Consider the following 19,498-nt stretch of genomic DNA (forward strand, 5'->3'; position numbering starts at 1 on the left):
TGGGACAGCATTTTCTTTTTTCTATCACAAAAACTGTAAGCAAATTTCATTTTTGCGTCTAATAAGATACAAACTTCATAAAGGAGCGTACGAATGGATTCCGATGACCGAATAGAGCGATGGTTCCAGCAATACGGCCATGATATTTACAATTACCTCGCGTATTTTACCGGACGTAGAGATGTGGAAGATTTAGTCCAGGAGGTTTTTACGAAGGCGCTAAGAGCCTTATCAAGCTATGAAGGCAGAGCACAGCCCAAAACATGGCTTCTGACCATCGCGCGCCATGCAGCGATTGATTATAGGCGAAAGCAAAAAATGATGGATTGGTTCCCCGAAAACGTCCTTCGACTCCTCACTTCCAAAGAGCGTACACCTGAGAAGGCATTGGTGTTAAAGGAACAATTGCACGAAGTTTATGAAGCGATGAATCACCTGAAAAGCACATATCGAGAAGTTCTGATCCTGCGGTTGATCGAGGGAGTATCTACAGTAGAGACAGCGGAAATCTTGGGCTGGAGTGAAGCAAAAGTCAGTACGACGCTCCATCGAGCCATCAAGGAATTGCAAAAACAAATGGGCAATAACGGCAGGGAGGTCCATCTACATGACGCCATCTTTTGAAGAAAAAGAAATAAGCACAATGCTTCAATCATTTCCGTCGCTTCAGATGGACGAGGACAAACGACGTGAAATCGCGAGTCATATCCGTCGAGAAAGGGAGCTGCTCAAACAGATGAAAAGGCGAAAAAAGTATGCCAAGGCCATCGGGGGCGTAGCTGCTTCATTTGCTTTATTGTTTATCGCTTATCAGTGGATGCCTCCCGAGGTAACCCCTTCCGTACCAAGCGCACAACAGATGAATACAGGGGAGAGTCAAAAGGCACAAGCCGCGGAAACTTCATCCCAAGCCGATATGGTTCTGACCCTCGATTCACAAATTCAGGAGTATGTAGAAGAAGCGATACATAAGACCGACAAAGCCTATCAGCCCGAGAACATGACGGTAATCGTTACCGATCCAAATACTGGAGAAATTCTTGGGATGGGGAATCTGAAAAAACAGGATGCCAATGACCGGGTTCCAGACATAGTAAAAGCGAAACCAGATCCTGTGGCCGCATTTCCGATCGTGACGTTGGCGGCAGCTATTGAAGAGGAAAAGTATAAGAACTACGAAACTTACGAGTCCGGAACCTACGAGATTACCCCAGGCAAGTTTATAAAAGACCATAATGTTGGGAAGGGCTGGGGACAGATTACGTATTTAGAAGGTATCCAACGTTCTTCGAATGTCGCTTTTGCCAAGCTCAGTGAACAGATACCCAATGATTCGTTGCAGCAATATTTTAAACGGTTCGGTTTTGGAGTGAAAACTGGTACCGAACAAATCAATGAACAGCCTGGAAAGATACCAAACATGGATACTCCCTATGATAAGGCAATGGCAGCTTATGGACTTGCGGGTTCTGCCTCTGCCATTCAACAAGTAGCTGCTGTCGGGGCTATTGCCAACGGTGGGGAGTTGATGAAACCCCATGTCACGAGGGAGGCAAGGAATCACATTGACAAAGGGCGTCGAGTCATATCAGAAGAAACAGCCAAACAGGTTCGAGAAATTTTAGAGGTGTTAGTAAAAAACAAACCTGGCTCAGATACAGCCTTTTCCATAAAAGAACATACAGTCGCTGGGCGCACAGGAATCGTAGAGAAACGCGACCAGAAAGGAAACTTCATCGAAGGAAAATATACGTATTCCTTTATCGGATTTGCACCAAGTGATGATCCAAAGCTATTGGTTTACATAGCTGTTGATGACCCGAACACAGACCTCTGGGTAAAATTATGGGGACAAGAAATTGTTGCTCCTCCTTTCAAAGAGATCATGGAAAACAGTTTGCAGTATCTCCAGCAACGATGATCAAGCCATCCATCAAAAAAGGAAGCATGGCGGCATACCCCCAAAGGTATCCGTATGCTTCCTCTTTTTGTTTTCCCCATTCTACTTCCTGCAAAAATAAGGCCCACACCACTGGGTTTCATGGGTCTTCACATACGTCCACGTAAAATCCTTATCTACTACATACACATCGTATTCTTTTTCCAAGTCCGCGACAGAAAACTCCGCAGCATTTTCCAAGATCAACACTTCGTTTTCAAGCTGGTAAAACACATAGTACGACTCATGGGCAACTTGCTGAAAGGCTTCATCCGCTTCCTCGCGTTCAAGACAATCCCTCAGCTTATTGCTGAATAAATGCCACAGATACCCCTGGTAGCCATCTTTATTTTTGAGAAAAATCCTGTCTTTATCTTCTTCGGTCAGATGGCTCGCAAAATGCTTCTCCCATTCTTCCCGCAAGTATGGTCCCCAAATAGACAGCTCTGTTGTCTTCGTGTTCTTTTCCTTCATCCGGTCAGCTAGTTTCATTGGGCGCCTCCATTTTGGTACAAGGGGTACCGCCAGCAAAACGCGAATTTACAACGCTATGGAGTCCTGACACAAAAATAGCCGTTTTCACCACGCTAAGGTGTAACCGGCTTTCTTTTTAACTAGAGCTTAACAGCCTACTCCTTTACCCTTAATAAACGCAAGCTATTTAAAGTCACAATTAGAGTAGCTCCCATGCAGCTGACATCACCGGCAAACGTATGGGTTAAACTGGGATTTCATTGATTACCTCGTTATACTCAAACTACGCATCGTGATCGCCAACAGCTCTATCTGGATTGGAAATTCCTCTAGAACTTGTCCGGATTGGGGATACGTTTTTTCCAGTTCGGAGTGTGCCTGTGCCGGCACTACCTGGAAGAGTAAAAACAATAACAGTAAGAGAATTACTTTCCGTATAGAATTCACGCTTGTCATCTTTCTTACTTGCGCTAATGCAGCGTTGGAGCTAACAGATGAAAACCCCACTGAAGAAGAAAATACAAGAATATCCCCAAAAAGAACAAGGAAGCGATCGGTCTATCTTCCGCTGCGTTCACAACAGGTAGTAAATCTGTTCCCGCTACGTAAAGAAAAATGCCCGCAGTAAAAGCAATCGCGATTGCCGTAATTTGTTCATGCGGCAAAGCGACGTGCGAGAGCATCATCGCAACGACGGCACCGAAAATGGTTGAAAGACCTAACAGAAGCGCTGCAACTACTGCCTGTCCCCGCTTTCTTGACATAGCAAAAACGATGGATGAAATGGTTAAACCATCAGGAATTTTATGCATCAGAATTGCAATTAACACTGTTACACCTAACCGAACGTCCACTTCAAAACTGGCAACGATGGATAACCCGTCAAAGAAGGTATGAATCATCATGCCAAAAAATGCTCCTACGGCAGCACTTTTCTCGTTACCATGATGATGCGTTTCTTCACCGAAATGGAAGTGGGACGCTACAAACTGCTGAAAGAAAAACAATGCCATAATTCCTGCCAAAACAAAAACCGGCGTTGTTGGCATTACTTCAATTGCCTCGGGGATTAAATCCATGATCGCAATTGAAAGGAGTAACCCTGCACTCAGCGCCATCAAACCATTGATGCCTCGTTTTGACCAGTGTTTTTTAAATAAGATGAATAACCCACCGACTACATTTGCAGCAGCGGCGAGGAGAACAAAACCGACTACACTCCAGCTCAATACGATCACACCTTATTTCGTACTCAGAAAAACGGAGGATTAACCCCCCCTTTCTTCACTTTTAACTCAGAAACGCATGCTATTTTAGGTAACACCAACAAAACGCGGATTTACACCGTTGGTGGGATCTGGACCTAAAAAAACCGGTTCTCACCATGCTTAGAAGTAATTTCGAATTCAACTCCTGGTTGGGAGCTGTGATAATTTGAATGATGCGACTGTTCTTTAGTGTCTATCTCCTCTTGTTACCAAATCGCCAATACCTATTGCTTGCTTACCCATTTGAATCCATGCCTGTTCAAACGCATCTTTTCTTTTTTTTATGTTTTTACCCGATGTTAAACTTGGATCGTTAAAATAAACATATTCTTGATCAACACCCGTTAAAAGAACGGAATGCTGATGCCAAGTAGTTGAAATAGGTCCGTCTTTCGTCATCCACTGGACTAACCTTGTATCAACTTTTTTATATTTGGTATTAACGATTACCCAAATCGGTTTTCCATTTTTCACAACGTGTAAAATATCATCAAATGACAAACCTGAATAATTGACTACTCGACTTCCTGCGTACTTTTGAGCTAATTTTTCAATAGGAGTATGAAAAACTCCGAACCCAGGTTTGCTCCTATCATACATATCGCCAACAAAACCCTTATAAGGATTCCCCCAAAACATTTGACCACTCTGATCATATGTTAAAGAGGTTCTATCTTTCGTGATTTCTGCGGCAAGCTCCATTTTATTTACCTGAAAACCGTAGTATTGCAATAACATAGCTAAAGCCGTAACTTCGCAACCACGTGGTAACTCTGGATGCTGACTTACAAAAGGGGCGTCAACATGGTCTTTATAAATATCGCCGGGTCGTTTTCCCCAGACGGTCACTTGATTTTTGGTTCTTATTGTTACAGAAAACGGCAATGATTTCGCAAAGTGAATGGCTTCGGGTAAGCTTTTAAACCCTTGAAAAAACTGTCCTTCTTTGAAAAGTAAATAAGGGACATCATCTATTTCGTTCTTTTTCGTTCCTAATTTATTTTGTGCCACTTCAGCCTGGGGTAAACCCTTGATAACCTCAACAAGCTGATCGATGGTGATATGTTGTTTTCTTGCATAAAACATTCCGAAGAAACTTAATTCAAATAAAGTGATTACCGCTAAGATGTATCTTATCCTCTTCCATTTACTACCGAGGCCCATGGGATCACCTGATTACTTTTTTCGAAAGAGTAGTTATCTCATATATGCGTTGCCTGTACGTCCTTATTTGATCTTCTTGGCATGATAAAGGGACAAGGTTCCATAAATCGTCATGAATCTAGAAGTTTCTTTAACGACGTTAAATCCTGAATGCTTGATAAGTTTTGGCAATAAACCCTCTACGTTATCTTTGGTGGTAGTAAATCCATCAAGGATTTGAATGGACAAGAAGGCTATACGCATGAGTTGATTGTGAGGCTTTCCCCAATCCGCTAGATGAAGTTCACCATCTGGCTTTAAAACACGGTAAATCTCATCTAGTGTTGCTTTTTTACTTTCGTGGGATAAATGGTGAAACATTAGGCATGAAACAACTCGATCAAATGAATGATCCGGATACGGTAGCTCAAAAGACATTCCTTGATCAAAAATGATGTCCATTCCCACACTGGCGTTTTTTCCCCTGGCAATTTCGAGAACTTTTGGATCAGCATCCAATCCGAACACTTCCGTGTTCGGATTCGCTTGTTTTATGAGTAGAGTTAGCGTACCGGTTCCACATCCAAGATCAAGTACACGTTGTCCAGATCTGAGTTGAATTTGTTGGATGAGTCGGTTTTTAAAGGAAGATTCCCGCATTGTCCAGCGAAGAATCGGATCATAAATCGATGTAAGCCAATGAAATCGTAGAGCAGGGATAAAATCATTTCGCCTATCTTCCCCTTTTTTCATACGAAAACCCCTCTCAATTTGTTTTTACGTCAGGGACAACTTTGGTGAGCGGATTGCTTTAAATCAAAGCATATATTTGGACAGCCAGTCATATAAATACTTTAGTCATTCTACCCTTTAAAGGGGGATTATTATGTCCATCGAATGGGGAGCTAGTTTTCCTGTCCTAAGTGCAATTATTCTTGGAATAATCGGGGCAATGGAACCTTGTCAACTTTCGAACAACACGGCAGCTTTTTTGTTGATTGGAAAAAAGGGGGCCACTATTGAAAACCTACCAAAAAGGGAGTTCCTTTTTTTTGTCTTTGGAAAAATAATAGCTTACTGGGTGTTAGGTTTTTGCATCTTAACTTTTGGTCACAGCATCTCTGATACAATTTCTCCCTTATTTGATTGGGTTAACAAATTACTTGGTCCATTATTTATCTTAGTGGGTCTATTTCTGCTCAGAGTTATACACTTCCCTTTCAAAGGGCGTGGCTTTGTAACTCGAATGCTCCATCCTCTCTCCAGCAGGCAAGATAGTGGTGAAGCGGCCTTTGCGGTTGGAGTAGTTATGGCTTTAGGATTTTGTCCAACCATGTTTTGGTTATTTTTCGGTTTATTAGTTCCACTTATGTTTGCCAGTTCCCTTGGCGTCATACTCCCCGTTGTTTTTGCCTTGGGGACCGCAGTTCCCCTTTTCATTTCAATATGGTTATTGATCCGTTTACATAATCATCCCTCCGCCAATCGGCATTCCAAGCGATGGGGGTCAATCATACACCGTGTTGCCGGTGTCATTTTAATCTTGTTAGGGATTCGTGAAATTGTAACCTATTGGATATAGATTGGATTTGGAAATATCGAAATCGAATTGAAAGAGGATCGCTCCTTAGAATCCTGTAAAACCCCCATACAGTCGTATCAAAAAGACTGTGATATCCGTCATTTTGTTCGTGTACAACAGGATCCCAAATAAGATCATGAAGGCTCCTCCGATCTTCATAAACCGTTCTGAGTACTTTGCAATTGCATTTATTTTACTGATGAAGAACGTCATCAAGAAAAAAGGAATGGCAAATCCGAGTGTATAAGCAAGGGTATAGTATATTGCGTTTGTTGGATTTGTTACCCCCAGTACAATGATCGAGGATAAGATAGGACCCACACACGGTGTCCAACCTGCGGCATAGGTTACCCCAACGATAACGGAACCAAAATAACCCAACGGCCGATTCTTTACTTCAATCTTCCAACTTTTCATCAGCATTTCCGTTTTAAAAAAGCCCACCATGATCAGACCCAACAAGACTAAAAGAATGCCGCCAATTTGTCTTACTAATTCCTGATAGTCCGAAAACAGACTTCCTAGTAACGAGGTAGATAAACCAAGCGCAACAAATACAATGGAGAACCCTGTGATAAAAAACAGGGTATGGAACATAGCTTGACGTCTGAATACCAGCGGCCCCTTTTTTACCTCCTCAGCCGTAATACCTGTGATGTACGATAAAAAAGATGGATACAATGGTAGACAGCATGGGGAAATAAATGACAGTAAGCCCGCCCCAAACGCAAGCAACAACGAAACATTTGAATCCACTTGGAACCCTCCGATAATTATTACTTCGACTGTTTATTCATTCTTTTTCGTAAGGTGTTTTATGATTGTAAATATCAATTTAATGACTGGCAATAATACAAGGAATGCAACAAAAAATGCTAGGAGATATGGAGAAAGATTAGGCTTTTCGGAGGACACCTGATTCTTTTTTGTTTCAGGGGACATATGGCTTTCTCCCTCTATTGTCCCGTTTATCATCGGATTGCTTTGTACAGATATTGCATCAGCTTGCACGGATTCCGGGGAAAATAATTGTAAGAGAAAGAAAACGAAAGCAAGTGTTACATGAAATAATCTTACATCCATGATCTTCTCCCCCCTTTAACTAACGCATGTTTACAACATAAACTTGGTATTTAAGGTAAAATCTTCTGAATTTTGTTCAACATGATTGTCTCGGTCATTTCTCCGATAAACTGGTCACGGATGATGCCATCTTTATCAATAAAGTAGGTGTGTGGAATTGGGCTAATTCGATATAACTGGGTTACGATTCGTTCGCTATCCAACCAAATCGGAAATGTTGCGCCGACGGATTGCACAAATGGTTTAACAACGATCGGCGATTCTCCAATATTAATGCCAATGACAACCAATCCTTTTTCCTTGAATCGTTCATATTGTTTCTCTAACGCTGGCATTTCCGTTTTGCAGGGTATACACCAGGATCCCCAAAAATTTAGAACAACTGCTTTCCCACGGTAATCGGAGAGCTTTTTAAATGTGTCATCATCCAGTTGCTTTAGGCTGAAGTTAGGTGCTTCTTTCCCCACTTCCGGTCCCTCTTCTTTAAAGGCACTCGAGTATATCGCAAACCCTAGCGCAAATATAACAAAAGCATAATTCCAGAACGAACGAATAAACGGACTCCTCTCGACATAAGCTCCTCCAACCTCACAGAATTTGATTATTATTCGATTTCTCTCGTCGTCCGTTTCAACTTGTCTTCTTTCCAGCTTGTCACTGCGAGTATCACCCCACCGATAACGATTGCGGTATCCGCGGTGTTAAAGATCGGGTAGTTAATAAAACGGATATCAAAAAAATCGACGACTTCTCCGTAAAAAACCCGGTCAACAACATTTCCGAGTGCTCCTCCCAGAAACAATCCCAGCCCGAACTGCTGCATTCGATTTGTGATCTTTTTTGCATAGATGGAACCTGCTGCGACTACAACGATAGCAATCGTTATAAGAAGCCATCTTTGCCCAGCCATAATCCCCCATGCAGCTCCAGGGTTCCGATGGGATGTTAGATGGAATATGCCTTGAATAAGTGGAATCGTTTCCCCTAGCTCCATATAATTTTTAACTACAAACTTTGCTGCTTGATCAATACATACCGCGATTATCATCCAAAAATAGACCATTTCACACCTCATTGTCATTGGTACAGGTTAAAAACCTTGATCCCTTTGATACCCCTCGGTCACTTTCAAACGCACGGTTAGCCGATTCGGTACCGTTTGTATTAGTTGAACCACCTGACCGAGATCCATATAAGTCGCTACACTCCATTTGATCTATTGGTTAACGGCAAAAGCGAAAATCGCGACGATATAGTAACGAACCAGATACACACATCTTTTCAAAGAAAGAGTCAGGGGCGTAATACCCCTAACTCGCCAGAGTATTTATTCTTTCACACGCATGAGTCTCAATCCGTTTAATGCAACCAGGAGTGTTGCGCCCATATCGGAAAGGATGGCAATCCACAGCGTCAGCCAACCTGGAATAACGAGCAGCAAAGCAATCAATTTAATCGCGAGCGCAAAGGTGATGTTTTGTTTGATGATGCTCAATGCATTTCGGCTTAGTTTTATCGCGAATGGCAGTTTCCTTAAATCGTCACCCATCAAAGCCACATCTGCCGTTTCCAGCGCGGTGTCAGTGCCGGCTCCGCCCATGGCGATGCCAACCGTAGAAGCGGCCAGTGCAGGGGCATCATTCACGCCATCCCCGACCATGGCTACGTTTCCGTAATCGGATCTCAATTGTTTAATAAAGTCCAATTTTTCCTGCGGCAGCAGTTCCGCCTGAACATCCGATACGCCGACATGTCCGCCGACGGCAGTTGCCGTACCCTTGTTATCGCCGGTAAGCATAATGGTTTTTTTGATACCCAGATGGTGCAGCTTTTGAATAACGTCCTTACTTGACTCGCGAACTTCGTCCGCTACGGCGATCACCGCGAGAATTGCACTGTCAGTTCCGACAACCATTGCCGTCTTGCCCTGGTTTTGAAGGGTTGTAACCAACTGCTCTTGCTCGCTGCTGAAATGAACTGTCGGCAGTTCCTTGAAGAGTTTTGGATTGCCAATGTAAAACGTCGTTCCGTTGACAATCCCTTTAATGCCTTTGCCTGTAATCGAAGAAAAATCTTCAACGCTGACATCAGAGTACGAAATGTTTTCCTCTTCGGCCTTTCTCATGATCGCTGACGCGAGAGGATGTTGAGAGCGGTACTCTAATGCAGTAATGACGGAAAACAATTCCGATTCATTTGTCTCATTGTTAAACACCTTGAAATCCGTTACAACCGGGACTCCTTTTGTGAGCGTGCCGGTTTTATCAAATGCAATAGCCTTCAAGGCTCCCATTTCTTCGAGATACACGCCGCCTTTGATCAGGACACCGTTTTTGGCCGCATTTCCGATCGCCGACACGATGGAAATGGGAGTCGATATCACAAGTGCGCAAGGACAACCTACAACGAGTACAGATAAGCCTTGATAAATCCATGCCGCCCAACTTCCATCAAAGAAAAGCGGAGGAATAACCGCAACTAAAGCGGCAACTATCATGATGATGGGTGTGTAGTATTTCGCAAATTTATCAACAAACGCTTGTGAAGGAGCACGTTCACCCTGTGCTTCCTCAACCAGATGAATAATCTTCGCAATGGTTGTATCATCCACAAGTTTTGTTACCTTAACTTCAAGCAATCCTTCTTCATTTAACGTGCCGGCAAAGACATCGTCATTGACCGTCTTTTCTACCGGCACGGACTCACCGGTAATAGCAGCTTGATTCACGGCGGAGTATCCACTTACAACCACACCGTCCATAGCGATCTTTTGACCGGGTTTCACGATCATAATGTCCCCGACGGCGATATCATCGACATGGATCATCATCTCTTGTCCATTACGTCTTACAAGAGCTTCTTTTGGAGCGATGTCCATTAAGGAGCGAATCGATTGTCTCGCACGATCCATAGAGAAGCGTTCCAAGGCTTCACTAATGGCAAACAAAATAACGACGATCGCGCCTTCTGCCCATTCTCCGATAATCGCGGCTCCAATAATGGCCACTGTCATCAAGGTTTTCATGTCAAATTCAAACCGAAGCAAGTTTTGGAAACCAACTTTAAATAGTGAAAATCCCCCCATTACAATAGAGGCCGCAAATAATAAGGAAGTGATCAGGTTTTCTTCGCCATTGACATACTGGGAAAGATAACCGAATACGAGCAATAACGTCGCATTCAGTAACGTGCTGTACTTTTTATAGAATGGCTCCTTGACTTCCTTTTTGACTTCTACCGTCGCTGCCCGTACGGGTTTTTCCGGCGTTACCTTCAGATTTTCAAATGCGCCGGCTTTCTCCAGTTCTTCAATCGTTGCATCACCGTACACGGTGATTTTTGAAGCGCCAAAGTTCACTTTTGCATCCCGAACGCCAGGAATCTGCTTCACATTATTCTCAAACTTCCCTGCGCAATTCGCGCAGGTGAATCCTTCAACGCGGTAGACATTTTTGCTGTCCATGGGTTCTGCCACTTTACTCAATGCCGACAACCTCCTTCTGATGCTCAATGGCGAGCCTAAGCATTTGTTTAATCTGCTCGTCTTCCAGTGAATAAAAAACAAGCTTTCCTTCCTTGCGGTACTTCGCAATACCCATATTCCGCAACAGCCGTAAATGATGGGACACTGTCGCCACGGTTGAGCCGATAATATTGGCTACATCGCACACGCACAGTTCATCCTCATCGCACAGCGCATAAGCCACTTTTAGGCGCGTATGGTCTGCAAGCACCTTAAAGATTTGGGCCATGTCCTGAAAATAATGTTTGTTTAGCTTTTCCTTAACCCGACTTACCTTTTGCTCATCAAAACAAAAGATATCGCAAGTATCTCCACGTTCCACACGGGATCACCTCGATCAAATACTTATTTGATTATTATCATAGACCTCGTCGGATCGTTTGTCAAAAGAAAAATCCTTAAATATGAATGGGATGGCCAAGTGCCACCTCTGCAGCTTCCGCTGACAGTTCCCCAAGTGTCGGATGCGCATGGATCGTAAGGGCCAAATCTTCCATGGTTGCTCCCATTTCGATTGCCAGGGCGATCTCCGGAATCAGATCAGATGCGTTTGTGCCGACGATTTGCCCGCCAAGGATGAGCCCTGTTTTCTTATCACCAACAAGCTTGACAAAGCCCTCGGGCGCCGTTAAGGATAGTGCTCGCGCATTGGCCGCGAACGGGAACTTGCCAACCATCACTTCAAATCCTTGCTCCTTGGCCTCGGATTCGCTGAGGCCCACAGAAGCGATCTCGGGATCGGAAAAGACGACCGCCGGTATCACTTTATAGTCGAAGGCGCTTGGCAACCCAGCAATTGCTTCGGCAACAACTTTTCCTTCATAGGATGCCTTATGCGCAAGTGCAGGTCCGGGTATAATATCGCCAATCGCGTGAATGTGAGGTATGGATGTTCGCCCTTGTTGATCAACTTCAACCAGCCCCCGGTCACCAATTTTTACCCCGATCCTGTCGAGACCGAGCTCCCCGTCCGTATTTGGACGACGGCCAACCGTGACCAAAACATAATCTGCGGTTACTTGTTTTTGCTCGTTATTAACGGTAAATGTAACGGTAATGTCTTTATCCGTTTGCGCGGCTGACTGAGCCATAGCTTCCGTGTAAACGATCGTACCAAGTGCATCCAAATGTTTGCTGATAATACGGGTAATGTCTTTCTCGAATCCCGGCAGTATGGTCGGCGTTCCTTCCAGTACCGTCACCTGCGATCCAAACTTGGCGTACATTTGCCCAAGCTCGATGCCAATGTATCCTCCGCCGATCACAATTAGACGCTGGGGAATCTCCGTCAAACTGAGCGCCTCGGTCGATGACAAGATACGACCGCCGTAAGGGAATGGTTTTAGTTCGATCGGCCGGGAGCCAACGGCGACAATACAGTGATCAAACCGGTAACGAAGCGTTTCCTGTTCGTTATAAACACGTGCTTCGCGCTCATTGATAAATACTGCTTCTCCTTTGAACACCGTGATCTTATGTTTCTTCATCAGCGAATGGATACCCATCTTAAGCCGGTTTACAACATCCGACTGCTTCCAATGCTGAATCTGAGCGAAGTCAATCTCCACATTATTTGCTATTAATCCGGAGATGCCAACTGGGTGTGATGAATTGCATCCCCTACTACCATTGTGTTTCCCTCCAGTTCGTGTTTTCAAATGTGATTGTTACCCAAACAGCCTCATCAGATATTCAAATGAATCACCGTGCAGCATAATCGAAACGCCTAAGGCGATAAAAACCAGCGGCACGATGACACTTCCGTATTTCTGCAACATCTTTAAGATGGTCGGAAAACTTGCGAGGCGATAACCCAGGAAACACCAGACCGCGACCATGACAAGGAAGACTATCGCGATGTATAACAGGGAGGCATTACCCTGGCTCGTAAAATAAGGAATGTAAATCCCAAGGTTATCCCCCCCGTTTGCAAAGGTAATCGCAGCCACTTTACCGGTTAGTGGTCCAAACAAACGATTGTTCGAGGGCTCAGCCTTTACATCGCCCAATTTCTCAAGCGCCTCTTCCGCCTCATCTTCTTCCTCTTTTTTCAGGAACATGCGAATACCGAGAAAAATGGGTATCAGCCCGAGGAAGCCGGCCCACTCCGGTGGCAGAAACGTAAAGCCGAAGGCTCCAAGTAAGCTCAGTATGACCAGAATCCCAAATCCAAGGTATTGACCAAGAACAACTTGGGCATGACGTACTTTCTCAATCTGGGCGAAAAAGATCATGAGCACAAAAATATCGTCAATGTTTGTAACGATGAATGTTCCAATCGCACTAAGAATCAACGTGATCGACATAGTTTTTTTCCATCCTTTGGTGTATTGTCCGGTGTTTGGCCACCACACCACCATCTCATAGTGGGTGCAAGTGATACCAAGTGTTGGCCACGGTCGAGCCAATAATATGTGTCACATAATCACCACTCATTCCAACGTTCGTTTGATTGTTATTGTAATACTATTTACGCTAACAGTCAAACGATCATTTGAGCAAAAGCGTAAATAAACCTTGTGACAAATACAAATAATACTTTCGAGAATAGTATCTACATCTGCAAAAGGGGATTATGAGCGTTGAAAATTGGGAAATGGTTGCTCATTCTCGGAATTGGCATTGTGGGGCTCGGCGCTGTTTGTTTTTACAATAGCTCATTTCAATACGGCTATGTTCCCCCCCAAAACAAAATCCTCACGAGAGGAACCATCAATGTATCGTCAGCCAATCAGCAGCAGTTTGATGTGTGGGGAAAGTCGATATCACGGAAAGAAGCTTCGATTCTTCAGAAAACACCGGAAGGACGCAAACTCCTAGCTCCGGAAAACGGTGCGATTGAAGTGACCAACTCCTTGCTTACTTTGGGGAGAAAAGCGTTTTACACAGAAACCTTCGGCAACGAGGTGTTTATGACCGACATTCTGGGAATTGTTGACGGTCCGCTCACTCTCTCTAGTTTTGCAAAGGCGATCAGGGATCTAAAGGGTGAGGGTACTTCTAACCTTCGTGTGGAGTTAGCTCAGACGGTTAAGGTTGGAGGAAAAACATTCACAAAAGGTCAAAAGATCGACACCGGTCTCGATGTTCCCAAAGGGGCATATGTTCCTTTAGGCATGCCAGTGAGCTTTGCGGAGGGAAGAATCAAAGTGGGAATCAGTTGCGCCGCCTGCCATGCAACTGTCGATCGGAAAACGAAATTGGTTGTCGAAGGAGCGCCCAATACAGATTTAAACGCAGGTTTGCTATTGGCATTAGCCACGAATTCCGCAGCGTATTTTACACATGCTGAAATCGAGGATCTAAAGAAATACATGAACAATTTGGATAGGCCTGTCGTGAATTCCGAAGGAAAAAAATCTGCTTTACCCGATTCGAAGTCACTCGAAGATGCGGTTGATTCAACCTTTCTCAAATGGGCACCCGGAAACTTCGATTCCACCATTGATCTTAAAAGCAATCCCAGTCAAATTCCAGATTCGTTCACGCTCGGCGATCACCCGTATGGCTGGAGTGGTTTTGCAGCTGCAGGGCCATTTAAAGGATTAAGTGTCTTCAGCAACAACGTGCATGCCCAGAATTCGGATTCCCTTTCGCAGTCGGAGATTAGCGGTCCCCTTTTCGGCATTGACAAGGAAGTGTATCTGGGAACAATCCTGCAAAACGCGGCAAATCCAAAATACCGTTATACTCCCGAAAGTGGAAGCAAACCATCTGAGTTTTTTGCCACTGTGGACCCGACACCCGGCGTCCCCGGTGTCAATCAAATGATAAAGCCTCCGACGTTCCCGAATGTATCTTTGGTGGCTCCGGATGGGCTGTTTCTCAGTTCTCCGGGATTTCGGGTAGCGGAACAGGTAAACGGCATCGCAGCTTGGCAAAACACGCTTGTGCCTCCCAAACAATCTGAACCAGTGACATCTCAAACAGTAGACCTGGGCAAAAACGTATTTCAGCGAGCTGGGTGTATAACGTGTCATGCAGGTACTGCCCTTACGAATAATCGAGTGATATCGGCAACTATCATCAAAACTGATCCCTCCCGTGCGAAGGCGTTAAAGAAAACGGAAAAAGTATTTGTCGACCCAGTCTTTTATCCACCCAACACGCCTGCACCGGTTCCTCCCGGCTCTCGTACAATAAATGTACCTACTCATCATTTAGATGAGGAACAGATTAAGCTAGGATTTGCGCACGGAAACTCCCCAGGCGGCTACAAGGTCCCGAGTTTAATCGGACTTTTCTGGTCAGCGCCTTATTTGCACGATGGCGGAGTCTCCGTCGGACCGGATATACATCGTGACCTAGGAATGCCAGGAACTCTGCTGAAAGGTATTGAACCCGACCCGGCCAACAGCCTGCGGGCTTTGGTGGATAAGGAATGGAGAAAGAAAGTCATCTCTGCCAATCAAGCTTCGAAAGACCTTGATTTTACTCATACAAAAGGCATTGGGCACGAGTATTGGGTAGATACTTCAACCGGATTTACTCGTGAGGAACAGGATGCCCTCATTCAATATCTGCTTTCTTTGGATGGGGCAACCTCTCCATAACAACTCTGCACGAACAAAATGAAGATCGTTGGATTGCGCTCAAATGCTCCAACGGTCTTTTTATTTCCGATCATGATTTTTCCTTGCAGGTACCTAAAGTGTTAGTCTTCCCTTCGTTTTGAAAGAAAAAAAAGCGAATGTCAGTGGACTACTCTATCCGTATTGGGGAACTGCTGAATAACAAAATGTGTGCTCATGTCAAAAAGCATACTTTATGACACGATGGAAAATAGGTCGTCATCTGTATGTCATAAAGTGTCCTTTTTTATTTCGCAATATTTCATTTTATTGGTATACTTTTTGAAATATATTATAGAGGAGAGTTGATATTTTGAAGCTGGGGTATGCTCGCGTTTCCGCCAAAGATCAAAATCCCGAACGGCAGATTAAAAAAATGCGTGAACTTGGAATTGAAGAGCGCTATATCTTCGTTGACAAGCAAAGTGGAAAGGACTTTAACCGACCACAGTATCAGGCGATGCGTCTAATCATACGTGAAGGTGATTTGCTGTATCTTGATGCACTGGATCGATTAGGTCGGGATTATGATGGAATCATTCGGGAATGGAAGTATATTACACGTGAGCTTAATGCAGATATTGTGGTACTAGAAAATGAGACTTTGTTCGATAGTAGGAAATTCCGAAGCATGGGTGATCTTGGAAAGCTGATGGAGGACCAATTTTTAAGCCTGCTTTCCTATGTGGCCGAGCAAGAACGTAAAAAAAATAAGCAACGGCAGGCCGAAGGAATAGAAGTGGCAAAGAATAACGGCGTGAGATTCGGACGACGTAAGTACGAGATAAATGCGGAATTTATTCAGGTGTATAATGAGTGGAAATCCGGATCGATTACTGCGACGGAAGGAATGAAGCGTCTTGAATTAAAGCCCAATACGTTTTATCGGCGCGTAAAGGAGTATGAAAATCAAAGAAAGGTGCGAGTACCTTGCGCGGAAAAGAGCTCCTAACAACAGACCAGAGACTAGAATGGATGACCCCTTCTAATGGTGAATGGGAACTTGCTACATACTACACTTTCTCGCAACATGATTTGGACATCATTAATCGTCACCGGCGAGACTACAATCGATTAGGCTTTGCCGTCCAATTAGCTCTACTCCGCTACCCAGGCTGGAGCATAACTGATATGAAGGAAATCCCTGACTTTTTGCTTGACTATCTGGCCAAGCAGCTGGATATTGAGCCAGGAGTTTTTTCTTTGTATGCCCGAAGGGAAAACACACTATGGGATCATCTGAAAGAAATTCGAGAGGAATATCGGTATACTACGTTTACAACAAATGATTATCGCCGGTTGCTGAAATACTTATTTAAGCTGGCGCTGGAAAATGGGAACGCTGTTCACTTAATTCGTTCGGCATTAGATGAGATGCGTCGCTCAAAAATTATCCTACCGGCTATTACGACGATCGAGAGGGTTGTATGGGAAGCGCGGCATCGTGCGGAAGAACGAATTTACCGACTGATCCACTTATCTCTAACCTCTTCCCAAAAACAGAAACTAGACAAGCTTATCGAACCAGTGATTGGTACCGGAAAAACAAAACTTGGATGGCTAAAAGAAACGACTGGACAATTCTCTCCTGAAGCGTTTTTAAAGGTTATTGAACGGTTAGATTATATACGAAGTTTGCAATTAAACATCGATACGAGATCGATTCATCCGAACCGGTTAAGACAGCTCTCGCGTCTAGGTTCACGATACGAGCCGCAATCCTTTCGACGCTTCCATGAAGCAAAACGATATACGGTCTTGGTGGCGTATCTATTGGATCTTAGCCAGGATTTAGTTGACCAGGCATTTGAGATCCACGATAAGCAAGTCTTAACCTTGCAATCAAAAGGACGTAAACAGCAAGAAGAGATACAGAAACAGAACGGCAAAGCTGTAAATGAAAAAGTTGTCCATTATGCAGACTTAGGAGATGCGCTTATCAAAGCTCGGGATCAGGGTATTGATCCTTTTGTTATGTTAGAAACGGTTATGCCGTGGGAAAAGTTTGTTGAATCTGTAGAAGAAGCGAAGAAACTATCGCGGCCACTTGATTATGACTATTTAGATCTTTTAGAAAGTCGGTTTAATTATCTTCGAAAGTACACGCCGACCCTACTGAACGCGTTAGAATTCCGTTCAACGAAGTCAGCCGAACCGTTAATGAGAGCGCTCGATACGATTCGAGAGATGAATCAAACCGGTAAACGAAAAATACCTGAAGGGGCTCCTTTAGATTTTGTATCCAACCGATGGCAAAAGCATGTTTTCGACGAGGATGGGACCATTAATCGACATTACTACGAGATGGCTGCACTTACGGAATTACGAAACTATGTGAGATCCGGAGATGTTTCTATTGTTGGGAGCAGGCAGCATAAAGACTTTGACGAGTACCTAGTGCCCCAAGACGAATGGAAATTTACTCAGGCGACTGGTACCAGGTTGGCCGTGAGTCTAAATGTTGATGAATATCTTGAGGAAAGAACTTCGTCCCTTCTACACCGACTACAGTGGATTAGTGAAAACATCGACGCGCTTGAAGGAGTAAACATAGAAAAAGGTAGATTACATGTTCATCGGCTGGAAAAGGACGTTCCTGAAGAAGCGAAACAATACAGCTCCACTCTCTACGGCATGCTGCCACGAGTGAAGCTGACCGACCTACTTTTAGAGGTAGCAAGTTGGACTGGCTTTGATGAGCAGTTTGTCCATGCTTCGACCAATCGTCACCCTAAAGCCGAGGAAAAACCGATTGTTCTGGCAGCACTCATGGCTATGGGAACGAACATCGGCCTAACAAAAATGGCTGATGCAACGCCTGGCATTTCGTATCATCAAATGGCCAACGCTGCTCAATGGAGAATGTACGATGATGCTATGAACAGAGCGCAAGCAACACTTGTAAACTTTCATCATCGACGTTCATTAGCAGCATATTGGGGAGATGGGAGCACATCCTCATCCGATGGTATGCGTGTGCAAGTGGGTGTTTCGTCTCTTAGTGCCGATCCTAACCCTCATTATGGATCAGGCAAAGGGGCTACGATTTATCGATTCGTCAGCGATCAATTTTCATCGTTCTATACGAAAGTGATTAATACGAACGCTCGTGACGCAGTACATGTTATTGATGGGCTATTACATCATGAGTCGGATCTGTCAATTGAAGAGCATTACACAGATACCGCGGGTTATACGGATCAGGTTTTTGGATTGACTCATTTACTTGGGTTTCGATTTGCCCCACGCCTTCGTGACTTATCAGACTCAAAGCTGTATGTGATCGGAAAACCAAGCGACTTTCCAAAGTTGGAGAATCTTCTGCGTGGCCAAATTGATATGAAGGTCATTCGTGATAACTACGATGATGTTTTGCGCCTGGCACATTCTATTCGGGAGGGCAAAGTGTCCGGTGCGCTTATCATGGGTAAGCTTGGCTCCTACGCTCGCCAAAATAGAGTTGCCAAAGCACTTCGAGAAATGGGGCGAATTGAAAAGACAATCTTTATCTTAGACTATATCTCAAGCGAATCGATGCGCCGCCGTATCCAACGCGGATTAAACAAAGGTGAAGCAATGAATGCTCTGGCGCGAGCCATTTTCTTCGGGAAACATGGAGAGCTGAGAGAGCGTGCTTTGCAGGATCAGCTGCAGCGTGCAAGTGCTTTAAACATCCTGATTAATGCAATTAGTGTTTGGAATACGGTATATCTTGGGAAAGCCACTGATCTACTCCGGAGTAAAGGTGCGTTACGAGAGGATTTATTAAAGCATATGTCTCCGCTAGGTTGGGAGCATATCAACTTCCTTGGCGAGTATCGCTTTGATCCTAAAGGATTTACCACTTTGGAATCCTTGCGACCGTTGAACGAGGGATAGCAATAAAGCCGGTTACACCGTTAACGTGGTGAAAAC

Annotated in this window: 17 protein-coding genes and 1 pseudogene; 6 read left to right on the top strand and 12 right to left on the bottom strand. The window is 44.3% G+C overall.

Going from position 1 to position 19,498, the window contains the following annotated elements:
- Positions 1 to 93: 93 nt before the first annotated feature.
- Positions 94 to 624, top strand: coding sequence for an RNA polymerase sigma factor (locus EL268_RS00450; protein ID WP_106656995.1), 531 nt, complete (start codon positions 94 to 96; stop codon positions 622 to 624).
- Positions 608 to 1,921, top strand: coding sequence for a penicillin-binding transpeptidase domain-containing protein (locus EL268_RS00455; RefSeq protein WP_106656996.1), 1,314 nt, complete (start codon positions 608 to 610; stop codon positions 1,919 to 1,921). The genes EL268_RS00450 and EL268_RS00455 overlap by 17 nt, the downstream gene beginning before the upstream one ends.
- A gap of 81 nt (positions 1,922 to 2,002) precedes the next feature.
- On the opposite strand, the gene EL268_RS00460 is transcribed toward EL268_RS00455, so the two are convergent.
- The 4 genes from EL268_RS00460 to EL268_RS00475 form a co-directional block, all read right to left on the bottom strand.
- Complete coding sequence (locus EL268_RS00460; RefSeq protein WP_106656997.1) at positions 2,003 to 2,431, bottom strand: DUF4275 family protein; 429 nt, start codon at positions 2,429 to 2,431, stop codon at positions 2,003 to 2,005.
- A gap of 452 nt (positions 2,432 to 2,883) precedes the next feature.
- Positions 2,884 to 3,642, bottom strand: coding sequence for a ZIP family metal transporter (locus EL268_RS00465; RefSeq protein WP_026557608.1), 759 nt, complete (start codon positions 3,640 to 3,642; stop codon positions 2,884 to 2,886).
- 225 nt (positions 3,643 to 3,867) lie between these two features.
- Complete coding sequence (locus EL268_RS00470; protein WP_106656998.1) at positions 3,868 to 4,845, bottom strand: C39 family peptidase; 978 nt, start codon at positions 4,843 to 4,845, stop codon at positions 3,868 to 3,870.
- A gap of 63 nt (positions 4,846 to 4,908) precedes the next feature.
- Positions 4,909 to 5,577 carry a class I SAM-dependent methyltransferase gene (locus tag EL268_RS00475; RefSeq protein WP_026557609.1) on the bottom strand — a complete coding sequence of 223 codons (669 nt, stop codon included), beginning with the start codon at positions 5,575 to 5,577 and terminating at the stop codon, positions 4,909 to 4,911.
- Positions 5,578 to 5,710: 133 nt separating this feature from the next.
- Between EL268_RS00475 and EL268_RS00480 the strand changes: the two genes are divergently transcribed.
- A complete protein-coding gene (locus EL268_RS00480; RefSeq protein ID WP_051353915.1) occupies positions 5,711 to 6,406 on the top strand; it encodes a sulfite exporter TauE/SafE family protein in 696 nt (231 codons plus the stop codon).
- A 45-nt stretch (positions 6,407 to 6,451) separates the two neighbouring features.
- On the opposite strand, the gene EL268_RS00485 is transcribed toward EL268_RS00480, so the two are convergent.
- From EL268_RS00485 to EL268_RS00520, 8 genes and pseudogenes are all read right to left on the bottom strand, one after another.
- Positions 6,452 to 7,162, bottom strand: coding sequence for a cytochrome c biogenesis CcdA family protein (locus tag EL268_RS00485; protein ID WP_106656999.1), 711 nt, complete (start codon positions 7,160 to 7,162; stop codon positions 6,452 to 6,454).
- Positions 7,163 to 7,195: 33 nt separating this feature from the next.
- A complete protein-coding gene (locus EL268_RS00490; protein WP_026557610.1) occupies positions 7,196 to 7,489 on the bottom strand; it encodes a hypothetical protein in 294 nt (97 codons plus the stop codon).
- Positions 7,490 to 7,539: 50 nt separating this feature from the next.
- Positions 7,540 to 8,043, bottom strand: a complete 504-nt coding sequence (gene resA / locus EL268_RS00495; protein ID WP_026557611.1) for a thiol-disulfide oxidoreductase ResA — start codon at positions 8,041 to 8,043, stop codon at positions 7,540 to 7,542.
- 50 nt (positions 8,044 to 8,093) lie between these two features.
- Positions 8,094 to 8,552 carry a signal peptidase II gene (lspA, locus tag EL268_RS00500; RefSeq protein ID WP_026557612.1) on the bottom strand — a complete coding sequence of 153 codons (459 nt, stop codon included), beginning with the start codon at positions 8,550 to 8,552 and terminating at the stop codon, positions 8,094 to 8,096.
- 264 nt (positions 8,553 to 8,816) lie between these two features.
- A complete protein-coding gene (locus EL268_RS00505) occupies positions 8,817 to 10,952 on the bottom strand; it encodes a heavy metal translocating P-type ATPase (protein WP_035422964.1) in 2,136 nt (711 codons plus the stop codon).
- A 13-nt stretch (positions 10,953 to 10,965) separates the two neighbouring features.
- Positions 10,966 to 11,334 (bottom strand): ArsR/SmtB family transcription factor, encoded by a 369-nt coding sequence (locus EL268_RS00510; RefSeq protein WP_026557614.1) that lies wholly within the window; start codon positions 11,332 to 11,334, stop codon positions 10,966 to 10,968.
- Between the two features lie 76 nt (positions 11,335 to 11,410).
- Positions 11,411 to 12,598 (bottom strand): annotated as a pseudogene (gene lpdA / locus EL268_RS00515) (dihydrolipoyl dehydrogenase); the annotation flags it as partial.
- An 81-nt stretch (positions 12,599 to 12,679) separates the two neighbouring features.
- Positions 12,680 to 13,318, bottom strand: coding sequence for a cadmium resistance transporter (locus EL268_RS00520; protein WP_026557616.1), 639 nt, complete (start codon positions 13,316 to 13,318; stop codon positions 12,680 to 12,682).
- A 282-nt stretch (positions 13,319 to 13,600) separates the two neighbouring features.
- On the opposite strand from EL268_RS00520, the gene EL268_RS00525 reads away from it, so the two are divergent.
- The 3 genes from EL268_RS00525 (at position 13,601) to EL268_RS00535 (ending at position 19,462) form a co-directional block, all read left to right on the top strand.
- Entirely contained in the window at positions 13,601 to 15,565 is a 1,965-nt protein-coding gene (locus EL268_RS00525) for a hypothetical protein (protein WP_035422965.1), read from the top strand.
- A gap of 331 nt (positions 15,566 to 15,896) precedes the next feature.
- Positions 15,897 to 16,535 (top strand): recombinase family protein, encoded by a 639-nt coding sequence (locus EL268_RS00530; RefSeq protein WP_035422914.1) that lies wholly within the window; start codon positions 15,897 to 15,899, stop codon positions 16,533 to 16,535.
- Positions 16,514 to 19,462, top strand: coding sequence for a Tn3 family transposase (locus EL268_RS00535; protein WP_026557618.1), 2,949 nt, complete (start codon positions 16,514 to 16,516; stop codon positions 19,460 to 19,462). The genes EL268_RS00530 and EL268_RS00535 overlap by 22 nt, the downstream gene beginning before the upstream one ends.
- Positions 19,463 to 19,498 lie beyond the last annotated feature (36 nt).

This window comes from Brevibacillus brevis, from assembly GCF_900637055.1.
Lineage (GTDB): Bacteria > Bacillota > Bacilli > Brevibacillales > Brevibacillaceae > Brevibacillus > Brevibacillus brevis.

Bases quoted from the DNA above. Each gene is read 5' to 3' on its own strand.
- EL268_RS00450 (WP_106656995.1), top strand. From the start codon at position 94: ATGGATTCCGATGACCGAATAGAGCGATGGTTCCAGCAATACGGCCAT.
- EL268_RS00455 (WP_106656996.1), top strand. From the start codon at position 608: ATGACGCCATCTTTTGAAGAAAAAGAAATAAGCACAATGCTTCAATCA.
- EL268_RS00460 (WP_106656997.1), bottom strand. From the start codon at position 2,431: ATGAAACTAGCTGACCGGATGAAGGAAAAGAACACGAAGACAACAGAG.
- EL268_RS00470 (WP_106656998.1), bottom strand. From the start codon at position 4,845: ATGGGCCTCGGTAGTAAATGGAAGAGGATAAGATACATCTTAGCGGTA.
- EL268_RS00475 (WP_026557609.1), bottom strand. From the start codon at position 5,577: ATGAAAAAAGGGGAAGATAGGCGAAATGATTTTATCCCTGCTCTACGA.
- EL268_RS00480 (WP_051353915.1), top strand. From the start codon at position 5,711: ATGTCCATCGAATGGGGAGCTAGTTTTCCTGTCCTAAGTGCAATTATT.
- EL268_RS00490 (WP_026557610.1), bottom strand. From the start codon at position 7,489: ATGGATGTAAGATTATTTCATGTAACACTTGCTTTCGTTTTCTTTCTC.
- lspA (WP_026557612.1), bottom strand. From the start codon at position 8,552: ATGGTCTATTTTTGGATGATAATCGCGGTATGTATTGATCAAGCAGCA.
- EL268_RS00505 (WP_035422964.1), bottom strand. From the start codon at position 10,952: ATGGACAGCAAAAATGTCTACCGCGTTGAAGGATTCACCTGCGCGAAT.
- EL268_RS00520 (WP_026557616.1), bottom strand. From the start codon at position 13,318: ATGTCGATCACGTTGATTCTTAGTGCGATTGGAACATTCATCGTTACA.